The 15,218-nt window shown below is 68.9% G+C and carries 20 protein-coding genes and 2 pseudogenes; 9 read left to right on the top strand and 13 right to left on the bottom strand.

Going from position 1 to position 15,218, the window contains the following annotated elements:
- Positions 1 to 72 precede the first annotated feature (72 nt).
- Positions 73 to 621, top strand: a complete 549-nt coding sequence (locus tag LXX_RS13870) for a hypothetical protein (RefSeq protein WP_223227662.1) — start codon at positions 73 to 75, stop codon at positions 619 to 621.
- 135 nt (positions 622 to 756) lie between these two features.
- On the opposite strand, the gene LXX_RS16360 is transcribed toward LXX_RS13870, so the two are convergent.
- From LXX_RS16360 to LXX_RS13010, 3 genes and pseudogenes are all read right to left on the bottom strand, one after another.
- On the bottom strand, positions 757 to 1,146 hold the full coding sequence (locus tag LXX_RS16360) for an FAD-dependent oxidoreductase (RefSeq protein WP_256031087.1): 390 nt from the start codon (positions 1,144 to 1,146) through the stop codon (positions 757 to 759).
- 136 nt (positions 1,147 to 1,282) lie between these two features.
- Positions 1,283 to 1,758, bottom strand: a pseudogene (locus LXX_RS16365) (FAD-dependent oxidoreductase); the annotation flags it as partial.
- Between the two features lie 21 nt (positions 1,759 to 1,779).
- A complete protein-coding gene (locus tag LXX_RS13010) occupies positions 1,780 to 2,256 on the bottom strand; it encodes a VanZ family protein (RefSeq protein ID WP_011187059.1) in 477 nt (158 codons plus the stop codon).
- A 57-nt stretch (positions 2,257 to 2,313) separates the two neighbouring features.
- Between LXX_RS13010 and LXX_RS12090 the strand changes: the two genes are divergently transcribed.
- Positions 2,314 to 3,735, top strand: coding sequence for a basic amino acid/polyamine antiporter (locus LXX_RS12090; RefSeq protein ID WP_011187060.1), 1,422 nt, complete (start codon positions 2,314 to 2,316; stop codon positions 3,733 to 3,735).
- An 85-nt stretch (positions 3,736 to 3,820) separates the two neighbouring features.
- Here LXX_RS12090 and LXX_RS12095 read toward each other — a convergent pair whose 3' ends face one another.
- Positions 3,821 to 4,738: a LysR family transcriptional regulator gene (locus tag LXX_RS12095; RefSeq protein WP_011187061.1), complete on the bottom strand. Its 918-nt coding sequence runs from the start codon at positions 4,736 to 4,738 to the stop codon at positions 3,821 to 3,823.
- Between the two features lie 47 nt (positions 4,739 to 4,785).
- Between LXX_RS12095 and LXX_RS12100 the strand changes: the two genes are divergently transcribed.
- Positions 4,786 to 5,634, top strand: coding sequence for a hypothetical protein (locus LXX_RS12100; RefSeq protein ID WP_068981887.1), 849 nt, complete (start codon positions 4,786 to 4,788; stop codon positions 5,632 to 5,634).
- Between the two features lie 15 nt (positions 5,635 to 5,649).
- Positions 5,650 to 5,949 (top strand): hypothetical protein, encoded by a 300-nt coding sequence (locus LXX_RS14975; RefSeq protein ID WP_068981888.1) that lies wholly within the window; start codon positions 5,650 to 5,652, stop codon positions 5,947 to 5,949.
- Positions 5,950 to 5,962: 13 nt separating this feature from the next.
- Here LXX_RS14975 and LXX_RS13875 read toward each other — a convergent pair.
- Positions 5,963 to 6,331, bottom strand: a pseudogene (locus LXX_RS13875) (hypothetical protein); the annotation flags it as partial.
- 61 nt (positions 6,332 to 6,392) lie between these two features.
- Here LXX_RS13875 and LXX_RS12105 point away from each other — a divergent pair.
- Both LXX_RS12105 and LXX_RS16005 read left to right on the top strand, forming a co-directional pair.
- Positions 6,393 to 6,665, top strand: a complete 273-nt coding sequence (locus LXX_RS12105; protein ID WP_041767952.1) for a hypothetical protein — start codon at positions 6,393 to 6,395, stop codon at positions 6,663 to 6,665.
- A gap of 93 nt (positions 6,666 to 6,758) precedes the next feature.
- Positions 6,759 to 7,451, top strand: a complete 693-nt coding sequence (locus tag LXX_RS16005) for a hypothetical protein (RefSeq protein ID WP_223227663.1) — start codon at positions 6,759 to 6,761, stop codon at positions 7,449 to 7,451.
- A gap of 78 nt (positions 7,452 to 7,529) precedes the next feature.
- Here LXX_RS16005 and LXX_RS12115 read toward each other — a convergent pair whose 3' ends face one another.
- Together LXX_RS12115 and LXX_RS12120 are read right to left on the bottom strand one after the other, a co-directional pair.
- A complete protein-coding gene (locus tag LXX_RS12115; protein WP_011187064.1) occupies positions 7,530 to 7,847 on the bottom strand; it encodes a hypothetical protein in 318 nt (105 codons plus the stop codon).
- Positions 7,848 to 7,981: 134 nt separating this feature from the next.
- On the bottom strand, positions 7,982 to 8,329 hold the full coding sequence (locus LXX_RS12120; RefSeq protein ID WP_041767954.1) for a hypothetical protein: 348 nt from the start codon (positions 8,327 to 8,329) through the stop codon (positions 7,982 to 7,984).
- A gap of 216 nt (positions 8,330 to 8,545) precedes the next feature.
- Here LXX_RS12120 and LXX_RS12125 point away from each other — a divergent pair, with 216 nt between their 5' ends.
- The 3 genes from LXX_RS12125 to LXX_RS12135 all read left to right on the top strand — a co-directional run bounded on the left by LXX_RS12125 (position 8,546) and on the right by LXX_RS12135 (position 10,978).
- Entirely contained in the window at positions 8,546 to 9,592 is a 1,047-nt protein-coding gene (locus LXX_RS12125; RefSeq protein WP_223227664.1) for a Gfo/Idh/MocA family protein, read from the top strand.
- The gene (locus LXX_RS12130) at positions 9,589 to 10,608 is read left to right on the top strand and encodes a Gfo/Idh/MocA family protein (RefSeq protein WP_011187067.1); all 1,020 of its coding nucleotides are present in this window, start codon (positions 9,589 to 9,591) and stop codon (positions 10,606 to 10,608) included. The genes LXX_RS12125 and LXX_RS12130 overlap by 4 nt, the downstream gene beginning before the upstream one ends.
- 166 nt (positions 10,609 to 10,774) lie before the next feature.
- Positions 10,775 to 10,978: a hypothetical protein gene (locus LXX_RS12135; RefSeq protein ID WP_223227665.1), complete on the top strand. Its 204-nt coding sequence runs from the start codon at positions 10,775 to 10,777 to the stop codon at positions 10,976 to 10,978.
- Positions 10,979 to 11,439: 461 nt separating this feature from the next.
- Here LXX_RS12135 and LXX_RS12140 read toward each other — a convergent pair whose 3' ends face one another.
- From LXX_RS12140 to LXX_RS13885, 6 genes are all read right to left on the bottom strand, one after another.
- Positions 11,440 to 12,183 carry a hypothetical protein gene (locus LXX_RS12140; RefSeq protein WP_011187069.1) on the bottom strand — a complete coding sequence of 248 codons (744 nt, stop codon included), beginning with the start codon at positions 12,181 to 12,183 and terminating at the stop codon, positions 11,440 to 11,442.
- A 12-nt stretch (positions 12,184 to 12,195) separates the two neighbouring features.
- Positions 12,196 to 13,038 carry a Tox-REase-5 domain-containing protein gene (locus LXX_RS12145; protein WP_011187070.1) on the bottom strand — a complete coding sequence of 281 codons (843 nt, stop codon included), beginning with the start codon at positions 13,036 to 13,038 and terminating at the stop codon, positions 12,196 to 12,198.
- Between the two features lie 267 nt (positions 13,039 to 13,305).
- Entirely contained in the window at positions 13,306 to 13,482 is a 177-nt protein-coding gene (locus LXX_RS16010) for a hypothetical protein (RefSeq protein WP_011187071.1), read from the bottom strand.
- Positions 13,483 to 13,970: 488 nt separating this feature from the next.
- Positions 13,971 to 14,237 (bottom strand): hypothetical protein, encoded by a 267-nt coding sequence (locus LXX_RS12150; protein WP_041767957.1) that lies wholly within the window; start codon positions 14,235 to 14,237, stop codon positions 13,971 to 13,973.
- 5 nt (positions 14,238 to 14,242) lie between these two features.
- Positions 14,243 to 15,010 carry a recombinase family protein gene (locus LXX_RS13015; protein WP_011187073.1) on the bottom strand — a complete coding sequence of 256 codons (768 nt, stop codon included), beginning with the start codon at positions 15,008 to 15,010 and terminating at the stop codon, positions 14,243 to 14,245.
- Positions 15,011 to 15,013: 3 nt separating this feature from the next.
- On the bottom strand, positions 15,014 to 15,187 hold the full coding sequence (locus LXX_RS13885) for a recombinase family protein (protein WP_081423178.1): 174 nt from the start codon (positions 15,185 to 15,187) through the stop codon (positions 15,014 to 15,016).
- Positions 15,188 to 15,218 lie beyond the last annotated feature (31 nt).

The following is a 15,218-nucleotide window of genomic DNA, read 5'->3' on the forward strand; positions in this document are numbered from 1 at the left end:
CCCATGTAACACCCCTTTCGGGGGTTCGCACCCGCGGGACGCCCGCGGGCACGGCACAGCTAGGCTCGCAGCATGGACGACACTCTCGGCGAGGAGGCGGTGACCGCTCTGCGCACAGAGCTGGTGACCGCTGTCCACACGCTGACAGCGGCGGGCGCCCGGGAGGAAGCGCTCGCGGTGTACGTCCCACGGCGGCGCAAGCTCGGCGTCCCCCTCGAAGCGGTGCTGCGTCCGGTCGGACGGGTGTGGCGGCTCGGGGCGCTGCTGCTGGACGCCGGCGCCGGACTGCACGCGACGGGCCAGCTCATCCGCGCGACGCCTCCGGGGCGCACGCAGTACGTCTCCGTCTCCGCAGAGACCCGGCGCGCCTTCCGCGCGGCGGCCGGACGCGGACACCTCCGCGACGGACGGCTGCGGTCCGCTGGAGCGCAGCGGGCGAGCCGGTGGACGCGCACACCTACCTGGCCGAGCGGGTCACCCTGGCGGCGGACCCACCCGCAGGCGCCTGACCCCTGCCCCTTTCTGCCGCCGCGGGTGTGCCGATGTGGATGCCGGTTAGGCGTCCGTTTTCGACGAGGAAGCCGCGGCCGGGCGGGTAGTCGGCGCGTTTGGCGTGGGTAACTCGCTCGGATACGACTTCGGCATGACGCCATCCTTCCAGGCCACCCACAGGCAAGCCAGATCAGATGACCTGCCCCACGGAATAGGTTCCAGTTTGACCTGCCCCTGAAGCAGACCCACTTTGCAGGACCACGGCTAACGGCCCGCCGGGAGCCGGAACCGCTCGGGCGGCGGAGCGCCGTCGAGGGCGAGCCGCGCGAGCGTCCCGCCCAGCTCCGGCGCGAATTTGAAACCGTGCCCGGAGAATCCGGTCGCGACGGTGACCGGACCGACCCGGTCGAGCACGAACGCATCGTCCGGCGCGTTGTCGTAGAGGCAGCTGACGACCGCGGGACGGTCCGGGTCCGCACCGGGCACCCATTCCGCGACGTACTCGCGCAGAGCGGCCAGCCGAAGCGGATCGGGCCGCCGGTCGCGCGCGTCCGGGTCGACGGCCGGACCGTTGCCGTGGACGCCGACCTTCACACCCTCTCCAGGCGTCAACAGACCGTAGACGTCCCGGCCGGCCGGGCCGGAATGATGCACGAAGCGAGGACGAGACCATGATCAGTACTAAATGCGCCGTCTGCTCCTCCGTCACGCGCACCTCCGGCAGCGGGCGACCACGCTCGGCGAGCCAGCCGCCGACGAGCTTGGGCGTCCACGAACCGGCCGCGACAACCAGACGGGACGCCCGCAGCACGTCGTGGCCGACGCGCACGGAGACCGCGCCGACACCCGACGCCCGCACCTCCGCGACCGGCGCACCGAACCTCAGCTCGGCCCCCGCGGCAGCCGCCGCATCCAGCAGTGCCTCGATCGCCGCGTCGGCACGCAGCCGGCCGCCGTCAGCGTGAAAGAGCACGTCCTCTTCGAAGCGCAGCCCTGGCCACCGGCGGTGCGCTTCCGCCCCGTCGAGCCGGTCGCGTCGAGCAGGGTGCGTCCGCTCGCGCGTTCCAGCTTCCGCCATCCGTCTCGCGCGGCCACGGTCATCGCGACGTAGTCGGCTTCGGCGTAACCGTGGCGGAAGATCCGCGTGGCGCCGTGCGAGGAGCCGCGGTCGTGTCCCCGGCCGAATGCCTCCAGCAGCAGAACGCGAGAGCCGGCCTCGGCGAGCGCTCGCGCGGTCGCCGCGCCGACGACACCGGCCCCGATCACAATGGGTCGACGGTCATGAGATCACGGTAGCGGGCCGGGGCGAGCCGCCGAACCAGCAACGGCCAGCCCTCCCCGCTTCTCCCGCCGCACACAGACGGCGACCCCCAGCGCGGCCCCCAGCAGGGCCCCGGCGGTGTTCGCGGCCACATCCATCGGCGAGGCGAACCGAGCCGGCAGGAAAGCGAACTGCCCGGCCTCGATGAGCGCGCTCGCGGCGAAACCGGCGAGCGGGGCCAGCCACCAGCGCCGCCGCCCGAAGATGAGGACGCAGAGCAGCCCAGCCGGAGCGAAGAGGAGGACGTTGCTCACACTCTCAAGGGCGTTGTACCCGTCGATCGGGCGGATGCCGATCTGGGAGAGCGTTCCGAGGAACCGGAACAGCGTTCGCTGGAACGGGCGGTCCACCGGGATCGGCCAGAACGCGACCAGCGCCACGAAGAGCGCGTAGAGAGCGAGGGCGACGACAGCGGAGGAACGCGCTCGGCGAGACAGGGGCACCGGGACAGCATAGGCAGCCCGGCTCGTCACGCCCTGGGAGAAATGTAATATCGATCGGTGCAACAGACCAGGAAACTGCCCGTGCTCGTGCTGGCCGGGATGGTCGTCGGCTCGATGGTCGGCGCGGGCGTCTTCTCGCTGCCCGGCACCTTCGCCGGCGCTACGGGTGTGATCGGAGCGGCCGTCGCGTGGACGCTGGCGGGCGCCGGGATGCTGACGCTCGTCTTGGTGTTTCAGCGCCTCGCCGTCCGCCGTCCCGAACTCGACTCCGGAATCTACGCCTACGCCAAGGCCGGGTTCGGCGACTACGTCGGCTTCTTCTCCGCGTTCGGCTACTGGGCGAGCGGATGCGCGGGCAACGTGACCTACCTCGTCCTCATCGGGTCCACGCTCGGGGCGCTCTTCCCCGCGTTCGGCGGTGGGAACACCGTGGTCGCGGTGCTCGTCTCCAGCGGCCTCGTCTGGCTGTTCTCCTTCCTGATCCGCCGCGGCGTCCCGCAAGCGGCCTGGATCAACACGATCGTCGCCGTCGCGAAAGTCCTGCCGCTCGTGGTCTTCCTCTTCCTGGTCGCGACCGTCGGCTTCTCCTGGCAGACGTTCGCGCAGAACCTCTGGGGCGGCGAAGCACCCGGCCTCGGCGCGCTCGGCGGCCAGATCCAGCAGACGCTGCTGCTGACGGTCTTCGTGTTCCTCGGGGTCGAGGGAGCCTCGGTCTACTCGCGCTACGCCCGCTCGCGAAAGGATGTCGGCCGGGCCACGCTGATCGGCTTCCTCGGGGTGCTCTGCCTGTTCGCGATGATCACCATCCTCTCGTTCGGCGTCGCCCCGCGCGCGGAGATCGGCGATATGAGGCAGCCGTCGGTCTCGAGCGTGCTGGCCGCGGTCGTCGGGCCGTGGGGGTACGCCTTCATCAGCGCCGGTCTGATCGTGTCGGTGCTCGGCGCGTACCTCTCCTGGACGCTGATGGCCTCCGAGGTGCTGTTCAGTGCGGCGCGCAACGAGGATGCGCCCCGGTTCCTCGCCCGCACCTCCGCCCGAGACGTCCCGGTCGCGTCCATGCTGCTGACGAGTCTACTGGTGCAGACGCTGCTGGTGGTGACGCTGTTCGCGGAGAATGCGTTCACGTTCGCCCTGAGCCTGTGCAGTTCGCTCGCGCTCATCCCCTACGTGCTCACCGCCGCATACGCGCTGAAACTTGAGACACCGGCCGGCGACGATCCCGGTGGGCGCAGCCGGCGCGACCTGGCGGTCGCCGCGATCGCGACCGTCTACACCCTCTTCCTCGTCGTGGCCGCCGGGCCGCAGTATCTGCTCACGACTTTCGTGATCTATGCGCCGGGGACGCTGCTCTTCACTCTCGCCCGCCGCGAGCGTGGGCTGCGGGTGTTCCGTCCGCTCGAAGCCGTGCTGTGCATGGCCGCCGTGCTCCTGGCGGTGACGGCGGTGGTGGCGGTGGCCGCCGGGTGGATCAGGATCTGACGGCCGTCCGGGCGCAGCGGATCGGGGAAGGCACACGCGGGAGCCGACGGCCCAGCCGGGCGTCGGGTCTCTAACCGATTTCGGCCTAGCGGTCCACCCGGGCCACCCGCAAAAGCGTTCTGAGCGCCGCAGGGAGATCCGTGTCCGGCCGCCACACCGCGCGCAGTTCGCGGACGATGCGCAGATCCGTCAGCGGCACGCGCACCAGCCGTCCGGCGGCGAGGTCGTCGCGCACGGTCAGGATGCTGAGCACCGTCGGCGCGAGACCGGACGCGACCGCGGTGCGGATGCCGGCGGTGGTCGGCAGCTCGGCCACGGGGTCGGCCATGCGCAGCCCGGCAGCGGCGAGTGCCCGCTCGGCGGCGAGGCGCGTGCCGGACCCCCGCTCCCGGGCGACCAGCGGCACGGCGGCGAGGGCTGCGGCGGCGGCCCCGGCTCCGCGCGCCCAGGGGTGGCCCGGTGCAACGACCACGATCAGCTCGTCGCGGGCGATGCGGCTGGTGCGGAGTCCGGGGGCGGAGTCCGGCGTCTCCACGAAGCCGAGGGGACACTCACCGCGTGCGACCCTGACCAGCACCGCCGCGCTGTTGACTGCGGCGACCGCCACCCGGGCCTCGGGCGCGGCGGAACGCAGCCACGTCAGCCAGCGCGGAAGCAGGTACTCCGCGATGGTGAGGCTCGCCGCGACGGACACCGCACCCGCCTCGTCGCCGCGCAGCGCCGCTGCGCCTTCCACGAGGCGGCCGGCGGCGGCCATCACCTCCGCCGCCCAGCCGGCCACGACCTGACCGGCCGCGGTCAGCCGCGTCCCGGCCGGCGAGCGTTCCAGCAGCGCGAGTCCGAGGGCGTCCTCCAAACGGCGCATGCGGGCGGAGACCGCCTGCTGCGTCACCCCGAGCACCGCCCCGGCGGCCGACAGCGAGCCGCGTTCGGCGACAGCGCACAGCATCCCGAGCGCCGCGATGTCCACGCCGGTTCCAAGCTGTGGTTGTGTCCCTGTCACGAACCGAGACTACCGCCGGTCCTCTCCCCCGGCGCAGTCTGGGGAGCATGAACCGTTTCCGCCTCGAGGCCGTCACCCCCAACTGGTTCGCCGCTGTGATGGGCACCGGGATCGTCGCGAACGCACTGGCGGGCTTCCCGGAGCAGCTGCCCGGGATGCGCACGGCAGCCCTCGCGTTCTGGCTGCTCGCCGCCATCCTGCTCGCGGCGACCGCCCTGCACTGGCTGCGGCATCCCGAGACGGCACGCGGTCACCACCGTCACCCGATCATGGCGCACTTCTACGGCGCGCCGCCGATGGCCCTGCTGACCGTGGGCGCCGGCGCGCTGCTGGTCGGCCACGACCTCATCGGGGACCGGGCTGCGCTCACGGTGGATGCGGTGCTCTGGACGGCAGGCACCGCTCTCGGGCTGTTCGCCGCCGCCGCCATTCCGTACCTCGTCTTCACCCGGATCGAGGTGGCGGACGATGCGGCTTTCGGAGGCTGGCTCATGCCCGTCGTCCCGCCGATGGTCTCCGCCGCCACCGGCGCCCTCCTGCTCCCCCACCTCGATGGCGCCGGGCAGCAGACGATGCTGCTCGCGTGCCTGGGGATGTTCGGCATGAGCCTCCTCGCATCGTTCTTCATCGTCGCCCAGCTCTGGACGCGGCTCACCCGCCACAAAATCGGGGCGGTGGCGATGGTCCCCACGCTGTGGATCGTGCTCGGACCGCTCGGCCAGTCGGTGACCGCGCTCACCCTGCTGGCCCGCGAGAGCGGACGTCCCTCGCTGCGCTCGGCCGCGGTGCTCGTGGGCACGCCGATCCTCGGCTTCGCGCTGCTGTGGCTCGCGATCGCGGCGGCGATCACCCTCAGCGCCGCTCGCCGGGGGATGCCGTTCGCGCTGACCTGGTAGTCGTTCACCTTCCCGGTGGGCACCTGTGCTACCGGCGCCGCCGGGCTCGCGATCGTCACCGGTTCGCCCGCGCTCACCGCTCTCGCAGCCGGCTTCCTCGTGTTCCTGATCGCCGCTTGGCTCGTCGTCGCGACACGCACGGCCGCCGCTCAGGTTCCCGGCCGTGTCCCGGCTGCGCCCGCTTCAGCCGCACACGGCACGTACGACGAGAGTGACCAGAACGATGAGGCCCACGGCGGCGACAACGACCGTCGCCGCCGGTCTGGGAGCGTTCGGCGTCCAGCCGCTCGAGAACCCGCTGCGCGACGGATGTGAGGCGCCCCATCCACGTCGGACTGACGAGCACGACGATGTCGGACGCAATGATCTGCTCGCGACGGTGCGGCCGCTCGCCGCCGCCCTGATCGAGTTCGGCGCCGGGCCGGATGTCGTAGTCCACCATCCACACAGCGGTGCCGGTCACCCCGTGATCCGACAGCGCATCGAGCAGCTGTTTAGCGAACAGCTGGCTGCTCGACTCCGCCGGGGACGGTTTGAGAGTGCAGACCAGCGCCAGCGCGCTGAGAGTTCGGGGTGCGTCGCTCAGATCCCAGCTGAACACTCCGCGGGCTCCAATGCAACCCCCTCCCGGAGACCTTGACGAAGCGCGGACATGACCGTAGGGCTGAGTGGTGAGACGAGCGAGGCGGAAGCACACTGGCGGCCTCCTCGTGGCCGCGTACTATCGACGGGGAATAGGAGAGGGGCCGGGAGAGGACATGCAGGTGTTCCATGTTTACATCGACGATCTGAGGTTCACCTTCGTCGATACCGAGCCGGTCGAGGGGCTCAAAAACCGGATCGTGGAGGCCAGCCGCGCCGCCGGTGGGTTCGTGGCGATCACGCAGTCGAGCCGCCCGCCGAGCGAGGTCTTCGTGACCGGCCATACGCGTGTCCGGATCGAGACGGCGGCCGTCCCCCAGCACGCCGCTCCCGACGCCAGCGACAGGGACGACGACGCTTTCTGGTTCGACTTCGACTCCCTCCCCTGAACCGGCACCGCCCCGAGAACGCGGCTGACATACGGGGTCTCGCCGTCCCCGGCCGACTGGCGGGCACTCCGGATGCCCGGTAAATTGCCAAAGATGAGCACACCAGAAGACGAGCGCACACCGCAGCAGCCCGCCAACGACCAGCCGAACCGCCTCCAGGCGGCGGAGCCCGCCGTTCCGGCTGCGCCCACCGAATCCACCGTTCCGGCACCGCCCGCAGCATCCGATGTCACCGTCCCGCCGGCCGCCCCCGGCGGCGCGTTCCCGGCCGCACCGGCCGCGTTCCCCGCGTACGGCGGCACACCCGCCGCTCCGGCCGAGCGACCGGCCGCCACCCCGACGACCGTCACTGCGTCTTTCTGGCTGTACATCGCGACCGCCGCCCTGAGCATCGTCGTCGGCATCATCGGCATCATCGCCACCGCGGGCAGCCGAGCGGTGGTCCTCGACCAATTGCAGCGCCAGGGCGGCACCTCCCTCCAGGGCCAGAACCTCGATCAACTCGCGGACACCGCCGTGACGATCGGCATCGCAACACTCGCCGTCACGACGATCGTCGCGACTGTCCTGTTCACGCTGTTCGCGTTCCTCATGCGTCGCGGAGGCAACGGCGCCCGCATCGTCCTGACGATCCTCACCGTTCTCTCGCTGCTCAACGCCGGCTCGGCGTTCGGCCTCGGACTCCTCCTCGTCGCCGCAGCGGTCGTGGCGGCCATCCTGATGTGGCTACCGTCGTCGAACCAGTGGTTCGCCGCGATCAAGGCGTCGAGAGCTCCACGCGCATAACCCACCGGTGCAGGGCGGGCGCAGGTTGCCGGCGCCCGCCCTGCAAACGCCTGCGTGTCAGACGGTGTCACCACCCGCTCAGGCGGGCAGGTACACGCTGAGGTCGTCTTCCGCCATCACGACCATGCCGCCCGTGTGCTGCGAGGTGTGCATGAGCGCTTCCAGCCACTGCGGGTTGATCGACGGCGGACGGCTGCCCGTGAACTGGAAAGAGAGCGGGACTTCACGGCTGATCCAGAGCGACACGCGCCCGGAGCCCTGCTCGACCGGCACATCCCAGTTAAGCAGGAAGCTCTCGTGGCGGCGAAGCTTGGCGACGACCGCGAGCTTGATGTGGCTCAGCACTCGGTCATCCAGGTCATACTCCTGACCCGTGCCGTAGACGAGTTTTCCCATACTGTCCATAGTGCCTCAGGCAGAGCACGGCTGCCCCTCCGCTCTCGGGGGGATTGACACGCGAAAGGTTTCACCCTAAACGCCCCCGAAAGCACGAGGCTTTGGGGGCGTTGTGGATGCCACGGCGGGTAGCCTCAGGCGGGGACGCGCGGGGCGGTCGTGGCGGCGACGAACACCGATTGGAGCGCCTCGGCCTCCTCGGTCGTGAGCTGTTCGCGGTAGACCTCGGCGAGACCCGCCCAGCGGACGGCGGATTGCGCGACCTGGCGCATCCCGACGTAGCCGACCGCACGGGCGGCGTCGAGGAAGGTCGCGTCGATGGTGGCGACGCGGTCGTGTTCGGCGTCGAGCCGGGAGACCTTGACGCGGGCCGCTTTCTCAAGCTGACGGCGACCGCCGCGCTGGGCGGCGAGCTGGAGCTCGACAATGCGGGCCAGGTCGTCGGCGCTCAGTGCGGCGACGAGGCGGAGGAACGCTCTCATCGAATCCCCTTTCATAACAGTCACGAGGCGAATATGACATATTAGCCGAAGGGGGTGAGAAAATCCTCCCCCGCGCCGCGATGGCGCACCCCGGACGAGAACGCGGCGGCGACTTCTGCGGGAATTTTGGCAGAAGTCGTGTACCCGGCGGCGCGAAGTGGCTAGGCTGTCCGTGTTCGCGCGCGTCGAACACCAGGCAAGGAGGCCTCGATCAACATGAACCGTCCACTCGCTGTCGCGGCGATCGGTTTCTGGCATGTCCACGCGGGCGACTACGCGCGCGCCGTGCAGGAGCATCCCGGCACCACTCTGGTCGCCGTCTGGGACGACGACAACCAACGCGGCCTGGCCGCCGCCGCGCAGTTCGGAGTCGAGTTCGTCGCCGACCTGGGCGAGCTGCTCGCCCGCGACGGGCTCGACGCCGTCACCGTCACCACCGCGACCGGCCAGCACCGGGAGGTGATGCTGCGCGCGATCCGCGCCGGCAAGCACATCTTCACCGAGAAAGTCCTCGCTCCCACATCGGAGGAAGCGGAGCGGATCGCCGCCGCCGACGACGCGCACCTCGCTCTCGCGGTCTCGCTGCCGCGGCTCTACGATCCGTACACCGTCGCGATCGAACGGACACTCGACGAGGGGACGCTCGGGGAGCCGACCTACAGCCGGGTGCGCCTCGCGCACGATGGCTGGGTGGCGGGCTGGCTTCCAGAGCGCTTCGGCGACCCGGAAGCGGCCATCGGCGGCGCCTTCACCGATCTCGGCTGCCACCCCGCCTACCTGACCCGGTTGTTCCACCGGGCCGAGCCGTCCGCGATCTCCGCCGTGTACGGCAGCATCACCGTGCGGCAGGTGGAGGACAACGCGGTCGTGACCGCGGAGTTCCCCGGCGGACGTCTGGGCGTGTTCGAGGCGAGCGTCGTGCAGGGCCCCGGCGACTTCTCGATCGAGCTGCGCGGCACGCGAGGAGCGCTGACGTACGGAGACGGCCGCAGCCTACGGCTGAACACCGGCGACGGCTGGCGGGAGCTCCCGCCGCCGGCAACGCGCCCGGGGCGTTCAGCCAGTGGGTGCAGCACATCCACGACGGGACACGCGCCGACGACAACCTGGACCACGCGCTCGCGCTCACGCGCATCGTCGTCGCCGCGAACGAGGCCGCCCGCACCGGGCGCACGGTCGCGCTCGTTCCGGCGACCGCCTGATAAACGCCCCCGCTGTCTCTTATCCCCTGTTCCTCACCCCTTCCTTCGGAGAGCACTATGACCACATCCACTGTTCGCAGCGGCCTGATCGGGGCCGGCGGCATCGCCAGAGCGCGCCTCGAAGGGTACCTCGCGAATCCCGGCTCCATCACCTTCGCCGCGGTCGCCGATCCGGTGCGAGAGAGCGCCGAGAGCCGAGCGGGCGACACCGGAGCAGCGATCTACGCCGACTACACCACGATGCTGGCGGAGGCAGACATCGACGCCGTCGACATCTGCCTGCCGCATCATCTGCACAAGGATGCGATCGTCGCCGCCGCCCGCGCCGGCAAGCACATCCTGTGCGAAAAGCCGCTCTGCCTGACGCGGGAGGAGGCCGTCGAGGTCGCCGCCGCTGTCGAGGAGGCCGGTGTCACCCTCATGTGCGCCCACAACCAGCTGTTCCTGCCGGCCGTTGCGAAGGCCAAAGAGCTGATCGACGACGGGACGATCGGCCGGGTGTATGAGGTGCGCACCACCGACTCCTTCCACAACGACTTCGACCCGGCGAACATGGACTGGCGAGCCCACGCCTCCACCTCGGGCGGCGGCGAGCTGATCGACACCGGATACCACCCCACCTATCTGCTGCTGCACCTGGCGGGCGGGGTGCCGGTGGAGGCGACCGCGATGCTCGCGACCCACCGGCTGTCGTTCATGGAAGGCGAGGACTCGGCCACCGTTCTCGTACGGTTCGACAACGGCGTCATCGGCACCGCGGTCACCAGCTGGGCGTATCAGCCGGCCGACGGCACCGAGAAGTTCTCGGCCGTCGGCGAACTCGGCAGCCTCACGAGCGACGGCACCACTCTCCGCTACCGCCGGCACGGCGATGCGGAGCCGACCGTCCTCGAACTGGGAACGGTCAACCCGTTCGCCGAAGAGCTCGGCCACTTCGCCCGCAGCGTCCTCGACGGCACCCGCCCGCTGCACACGCAGAAGGAGGGTATCGATGTTCTCGGGATCATCCTCGCGGCGTACGAATCGGCGCGGACGAGAACGGTCGCCCCGATACCGTCGCTGACGGCAGCCCGCTGAGCCGGTCCGGCGGCGGCCGAACAGTGCGGTTTCCAAGGCTGGCACCGAACAAAGACCCCTGGCACGCAATCTCTTTAATTTCAATACATACCTAATGCGTGTAATTGGGTTAGTATTCAGCATGAGCACTCCACGGACGGGGCGCCGACTGCGCAGACCAGAGCACGTGAAAAACGACGACTTCGTCGCCGTTCCTTACCTTCGGCAGGGCCAGATGATCTCCCTGATCAGATGGACACAGGTGTCCGGAAAGTGGAAGTACTCCACCCTCCTCGCCCAGTACCTGCATCGCGACGAGAGCAGCTGGTATCTCGTGGTCGGCGGGCAGAGAGCCCAACTGAGCCGCTCGGAGTGGGCGATCTTCAACTGAGCGAAGGCTGCCCGGGAACGGGCGGAACGCAGGTTCGGGACGTGACCGACGATGACAGCAGAGCGTGGGGCCAACCCCGCCTCGGGGCCTCGATGAAGACGGCGCTGCGCACCGCCCTCGGCTGGATCGCCGCCGTACTCGTCAACCTGGGCATGCTTCTGTTCGCCGCGGGCCTCCTCGTACCGCGGACAGACGCTTCCCCGGCGCTGGGCGCCGGAATCGGGACGCTGGCCGCGGGAGCGCTCGGGGGCAGCGTGGATACGGAGCGGACGCGGGTAGGCGCCTACGGAGACGACCGTCGCCACCAGGGGCAGGACGATGGCACAAGCCCACCGAAGTCCCGTAGTTCCGGAAAAGTACCTGCGTCTGTTTGCTTGGTTGCGGATGATCCTACTACGCACAAACGAACTCGTCGCCAGCCGCGACGCTAGGAGACGGGCACGGGGTGGCGTCGTGGTGGTCTAATGCGCGGCGCGGACCGCGGCTTGGATGGCGAGGCCCGCATCTACCTCGGCTTTGTCGTTGGCGTTGAGTACGCGGCCTTCGCCGATGCGGAACTCAATACCACCAGCGTACGCCTGCCTGGTGACGTTGGCGGGGAGGAACCGGGCGAATCCGGGATCGCGCCGGAAGTTCAACCAGCCCAGTTGCTCCCGGGTAACCTCGTCCCGTGTCGCATCACGGTAGCTCTCGTCGGTGAGCAATCCCCGGTCTGCCTGGCAGAAGTCGATCAAATAGTGGAAAAGTCGTTCCGAGAGGTCGGGAGCGATAATCGGCGACTCGGGATCATGCAATGTCAGCAAGACACTGTTGTTCAGCCGCTGACTGGTTTTCCCCGTGCGCAGTGACAGATGCAGGTGGTCGTTTGTCCGGTCTCTTTCGGGTTCGTTCACAAGACCGAACCCCCACCCAACATCGACTAGCGAGTCTGCTGTCGGGCGGCCGTGCTCATCGAGGTTGCTGAACCAGTCTTTCGGAGTCTTCTTGCCCCAGCCCCGTTCAAACGCGAGTTCTTCAAGGTGCTCCAGGTTCGAGCCGAGAGGCTTCTCCGCGTTCGCCTTGTCCCCGAGTACATAGAGGGTGTCGAAAACGGGGTGTAATGCCCGGAGCCCTTGCAGGAACTCGCGGGTTTGTTCGATGAACTGCCCGAACGTCTGCTCGCGCACACCCCAGAACGCCCCGAAGTACGGCTGAACGTTGCTCATTGTGATCCAATCCTACCCAAACGGGGTGTACACGGTCGTAATGTCACCCGTCCACCCCTGCTTCTCAAGCATCTTGTCCACGGCGTCTTTCGCCGCCTGTGTGGAGAGGTGCCACTCGATCCGCATGCCATTCGCCGCCCTGATCTGATTCCCGATCTGCTCCAGGGTTCCTTCCTGCCAGAAGGTTTGGTTGAGGGGTGGGTATTTCTGCCAGTCTTTGGCGTCGAGGAGGACGTTGCGGGTTTTGTCGTAGCCGTCGAAGTCGACCCCGTTGACTTTGTATTCGGTGCCGCGTTCCATGCCGGTGATGAACTCTTGGTAGTCTTGGCCCTTGGTGCGGGTGGGGGATTTCTCCCATAGCCCTGGTCCGCCGTCGCTGGTGACTCGTGCTGTCTCTCCGAGGCGGAGTTTCTCGCCGGGTTGCAGTGGTCGTAGTTTCGGGATGTCGTCGGCTTTCCCGAGCTTGCCGACGGTGCCGAGTTTCCCCACTTTGCCGAGTTTCAGGAACGGGAGGGCGAGGGTGAGGGCTGCGAAGGTGGCTCTGCCGGAGGCTTGTCCGGGGTGGTCTTTCCAGAGGTCGGCGTAGGTGAGGGACTTCCAGATCTGGTCCCATTGGTCACCAAGTACCCCGCCGGGGTTGTTGATGAACGCGTCCCATTTCTGGGCTTGCCGTTCCCACCCTTCGGGTGTGAACAGTTCCTCGACGACCTGGGGGACCCACACGATAGGAAGAAGCTGCCCCAACCCGATGACGGTGTCCCAGGCCTCGCCGAAGAACCCGGTCAGGAACTCCCCGATACCTTCCCAGACCTCCGGGGTCGGCTTCGGCAACCCACCGGGTGGGATACCGACCACGGGAACAATGCTCGGGCCGCCGCTACCCTTCAGTGACGGGGTGACACCACTGGTGGTGCCTGCCGCGGCACGGATCTCTGCGGCGACCTCGTCTCCCACCCGGGCAAGGGTCGCCCGGGCGGTGTCGAGGCGGGTTTGCGCGTCTGCCAGCCCGGTGCCACCGGGGTCGGTGAAGGGGGTGACGGTCGCTTCGGGCGTGCCGGGGTCGGCGGTGGCGGCTTTCCGAGTGGCGTCCCGGTGTTCCTGCTTCGCCGCCTGGGTGGCCTGCTACGCGGTCTTCGCGTCGGTGATCGCGGCCCGCGCCTCAGCCCGTGCAGCCTGGAACGCGGACTGGTAGCGGAGCATCGTTGCGGCGACACGGTTGAGCGCGGGCGGCAGCATGCCCGTGTGGCCGGCTTCTTCGGGGTGAAGGCCCGCCAGGCGTTGCCGCCGCGGCCTTCCCATCCGGGGAGGGTCATCATCTTCCACGCCCCGGCTATCTGCCGGGCTGGTCCGACACCGGAGCCGATGTTCTGGACCACGTTCTCGATCGCGGCGGGGTTACCGGGGATGAGTTCCTCGACGGTGGAGGCGCCGGTGAGGGTCATGCGTTCACCATCCGGGTGGCGGCTTGCGCTTGGACGATGCCCATACTCGTCACCTTTCATCGCGGCATTCACGTCACACTCAGTGGTTTCGGGAGCCGGTGCCCGTTGACCGAGTGGACTGATCGGTCTAACGCTAGATGACACGCACCGGCGAGCACTATTCCGTATTCCACATGCCTCGCCGTCCCCGGGGCACGAACGTCCGCTCAGCGCACGACGGCAGGGCAAGCGCGCGGAGATGATGCACGTTCCGTGCAGTGCGCTTCGCACCGACCCGGATAAAGCACGAGCGCCCGCTCCGCCGGGGGTGGCGGTGCAGGCGCTGTGCTCGTGGCAGGTGTTGCGTCAGATGGTGCGTGCGGTGGGGTGCTGCTGCACGATTCGGTTAGGGTTCGGACGGGACGAGCACCTGGGCGAGGAGAGTGCCGAGGGCGTTGTGGATGCGATGGGCAGCACCGGCATGGCGTCCTCGTACTCGCGTTGCAGCACCACCAGTCGGTCCATGATCCGGTTCCGCTGCCTCGACCAGGTTGCCCGGTCGATCAGCCCGTCATAGTGGTCGTCGTCCAGCCGCTCCAGTGCCGCCCGGTCCGCCGCCAGTCTCTCCCGCATCCCGGTCACCTCCTCTTGCCCGGGCGTGCGGGTGGGGGAGCCTGTGAGGTCGGCCCGGAGAAGGCGGCGAGCACGGCATCCTCGATAAATGCCTGAATCGCGACGGCGTTGATCGAGCGGGCGCACCCGCCCCGAGTGTGGTGCCCACAAATGTAGTTCGGTCCCTGCTTGCGCATCTTGTGCCCGCACTTGCCGCACCGGATCAGTCCAGAGAACGGCATCACCCACTTTGACGAGTACGTGCGCCCTCCATTCTTCCTCGCCCGCCGTGCATCCAGCACCGCGACCGTCTCGTCCCAGGCATCGGCATCCAAGATCGGGGTCCAGTTCCCCTCCACCACCACCTCGGGGGCCGTCGCCCACGACCCACCCGGCAACACCGGCCGGTACGTTCGTACGCCCTTCAAGACCGGGTTCCGCAGAATCTGCTTCAACGCCTTCTCGCTCCACCGCACCCCGTGCATCGTCACCCACCCCGCCTGGTTCCACCGGTTGACGATTCTGTACACGCTCTCCCCAGCCCGCACCCGCTCCGACGCCTCACGCACCAACGCCGCCCGCTCCGGCACCACATACAGCGTGGAGTCGCCCGTCCGGTACCCGTACGAGGCGCGGCCCCCATGCCAACGCCCGTCGATGGCCTGCTGCTTCGACGCCCGCGCCACCCGCCTGGCGGTGTCCGCAGACGACTTGTTCGCCATCGCCACCAACACCCGGGCCATCGCCACATCGCTGTCCGTGTCCAGGCGCAGGCTTCCCGTGGCGGACTTCACCCCCTACCCGTGCAGCACCTTGGAGTCGATCAAATCCTCCAGGTCGCGCGGGTCACGCACCGCACGGTCGAGGTCGTAGGCGATCAGCACGTCCCCGCCGTCGTTCGCCAGCAGTTGGAGCATGGTGCGGAACTTCGGGCGTATCACCCGGCGGACCTTCTCGCCCGAGGGCAGCACGATGGTGCCCCTGGCCCCATGACCCGCTCCG

Source organism: Leifsonia xyli subsp. xyli str. CTCB07 (assembly GCF_000007665.1).
Taxonomy (GTDB): Bacteria; Actinomycetota; Actinomycetes; order Actinomycetales; family Microbacteriaceae; genus Leifsonia; species Leifsonia xyli_C.